At 31.8% G+C, this 2,801-nt stretch carries 2 protein-coding genes; both read right to left on the bottom strand.

Translation table 11 applies throughout. The features are described from left to right. Window positions 1-408: 408 nt before the first annotated feature. The gene (locus V6251_RS15095) at window positions 409-660 is read right to left on the bottom strand and encodes a hypothetical protein (protein WP_341588989.1); all 252 of its coding nucleotides are present in this window, start codon (window positions 658-660) and stop codon (window positions 409-411) included. A gap of 1,415 nt (window positions 661-2,075) precedes the next feature. Then, complete coding sequence (locus tag V6251_RS15090) at window positions 2,076-2,279, bottom strand: hypothetical protein (protein WP_341588988.1); 204 nt, start codon at window positions 2,277-2,279, stop codon at window positions 2,076-2,078. Window positions 2,280-2,801: the final 522 nt, after the last annotated feature.

Genomic DNA, 2,801 nt, shown 5'->3' with positions numbered 1-2,801 from the left:
TAAAATTCTGAATTGGGTTACTGTGTACTTTATGTTAGCTAAAGACTATTAAAGTAAGCTTGAAATCAGTGGTTTTTATATTCGGTATTACACGTTTTGAATTGCGCGTTGTAATTGTAGGCAACGTTGTTGTGTATGATTAGTAGCGTATTTAAGCACTTAATTTAGCAAATAAAAACCAAATATAAAATCCGCTAGGATTTTCGTAAGTAGGCGAGAACTAGCTATTAATTATACACGTTGTTGCCATTTCGTTGTTTTTTCAGTTTGTTATTATTCCGCTAAATTCGGTTTTCCTCTTTTCAGCTATTGAGTAAATTCAGTCCGCATTTTATTCCGTAATATTTTCAATTCCGATTGAGTTAACAATTCCATAACTTGCTAAATTCCGCATTCAGTTCGGTTTTATTATTTGTTCTTTTCTTCACTTTCGCGGACTATTACAAAATAGATAACATAAAGCCAGCCTAAAATCCCGTGTAATAATGCATAAAGAATTGATTTATTTCTGTCCCAAGAAACCACTATAGCAATTGCGCTTCCAATTCCAATTCCGTTTTTAACAGCAGTTTGTGTTATTCCATTATTTCCAGTTTGTTGGCTAAAACATTCTAAAGAAAATAATAGTATAAAAATTAAGGTCAGTTTTATTTTATTCATTCGTTTTGTTGTTTCAGTTTTTAGTGCGTTCCGCCAATGAATGGCAACGTTGTTGGATATGGAAAGTTGTGATTTGCGTGCAATGAAATTCCGAAGGAATTTCAGCAGTAAGTAAATAAACAACTTCCATAATTTAGACACTAAAGTAAACAATTTTTTATATGCGGTGTTGCCTACAGTTTTTAATTTTTACTTTTTTTATTTAGAAACAAGCTAATTCGGTTTGCGTCAATATTACATCTGAGTGAATGTCGGAAGATCATGTTTTTTACATTATCAGGCTAAAATTCTGAATTGGTAAACTGTGTACTTTATGTTAGCTAAAGACTATTAAAGTAAGCTTGAAATCAGTGGTTTTTATATTCGGTATTACACGTTTTGAATTGCGCGTTGCAATTGTAGGCAACGTTGTTGGATATGGAAAGTTGTGATTTGCGCGCAATGAAATTCCGAAGGAATTTCAGCAGTAAGTAAATAAACAACTTCCATAATTTAGACACTAAAGTAAACAATTTTTTATATGCGGTGTTGCCTACAGTTTTTAATTTTTACTTTTTTTATTGAGTAACAAGCTAATTCGGTTTGTGTCGTTGTTGCGTCTGAGTGAATATCGGAAGAACATATTTTTTTTGAATTATCAGGCTAAAATTCTGAATTGGTAAACTGTTTGCTATACTTTAGCTAAGGACTATAAAAGTTAGCTTAAAATCAGTGATTTTTATATTCGGTATTGCACGATTTGAGATGAGCTCTGCAATTGTAGGCAACGTTGTTGGATATGGAAAGTTGTGATTTGCGCGCAATGAAATTCCGAAGGAATTTCAGCAGTAAGTAAATAAACAACTTCCATAATTAAGACACTAAAGTAAACAATTTTTTATATGCTGTGTTGCCTACAGTTTTTAATTTTTACTTTATTGAGCAACAAGCTAATTCGGTTTGCGTAGTTGTTGCGTCTGAGTGAATGTCGGAAGATCGTATTTTTTACATTATCAGGCTAAAATTCTGAATTGGTTAACTGTGTACTTTTAATTAGCTAAAGACTAATAAAGATAGCTTAAAATCAGTGGTTTTTATTTTCGGTATTACACGTTTTGAATTGAGCGTTACAATTGTAGGCAACGGTTTTGTGTATGGTTAGTTGCGTGGTTAAGCAACTAATTTAGTAAACAAAAACAAACGCGAGAAAATTCCGAAGGAATTTTCCAAATAAGCACTTACCAAAGCAATTAATTATACACGTTGTTGCCATTTCGTTGTTTTTCAGATTGTTGTTATTCCGCTAAATTCTGTTTTCCGAGTTTCAAGTTTTGAGTCAATTCGGTCAGTGTTTTAATCCACAAACTTTTTCAATTCCGATTGAGTGAGCAATTCCGCAACTTGCTAAATTCCGCATTCAGTTCAGTTTTAGATTTCTATTTAGATTCTTTTTTGAATTGTTTTTTAAAACTGTAATTAAAATAAAGTCCCATAAATATTGCAAAGAATAAAACTTTAAAAATAAATTTCCATAATTCAAAATCATCTCCATCATAATAGTCTATTCCTGCTGTAGCAATGCCAAAACCAATTCCAGCGAATATTCCCGATTTCAATGCTTTTTTTGTGTATGATTTCATAATATTATTTCTTTATTGTTCATTTTTGAGTGCGTTCCGCCAATGAATGGCAACGTTGTTGGATATGGAAAGTTGTGATTTGCGCGCAATGAAATTCCGAAGGAATTTCAGCAGTAAGTAAATAAACAACTTCCATAATTAAGACACTAAAGTAAACAATTTTTTATATGCTGTGTTGCCTACAGTTTTTAATTTTTACTTTATTGAGCAACAAGCTAATTCGGTTTGCGTAGTTGTTGCGTCTGAGTGAATGTCGGAAGATCGTATTTTTTACATTATCAGGCTAAAATTCTGAATTGGTTAACTGTGTACTTTTAATTAGCTAAAGACTAATAAAGATAGCTTAAAATCAGTGGTTTTTATTTTCGGTATTACACGTTTTGAATTGAGCGTTACAATTGTAGGCAACGTTTTGCATATGGAAAGTTGTGATTTGCGCGCAATGAAATTCCGAAGGAATTTCAGCAGTAAGTAAATAGACAACTTCCATAATTTAGACACTAAAGTAAACAATTTTTTATA

Source organism: Olleya sp. Ti.3.14 (genome assembly GCF_038154885.1).
Taxonomy (GTDB): domain Bacteria; phylum Bacteroidota; class Bacteroidia; order Flavobacteriales; family Flavobacteriaceae; genus Olleya.
This window is presented reverse-complemented; position numbering and strand designations above follow the sequence as displayed.

Coding starts and splice junctions, on each gene's coding strand:
- V6251_RS15095 (WP_341588989.1), bottom strand. CDS start 660: ATGAATAAAATAAAACTGACCTTAATTTTTATACTATTATTTTCTTTA.
- V6251_RS15090 (WP_341588988.1), bottom strand. CDS start 2,279: ATGAAATCATACACAAAAAAAGCATTGAAATCGGGAATATTCGCTGGA.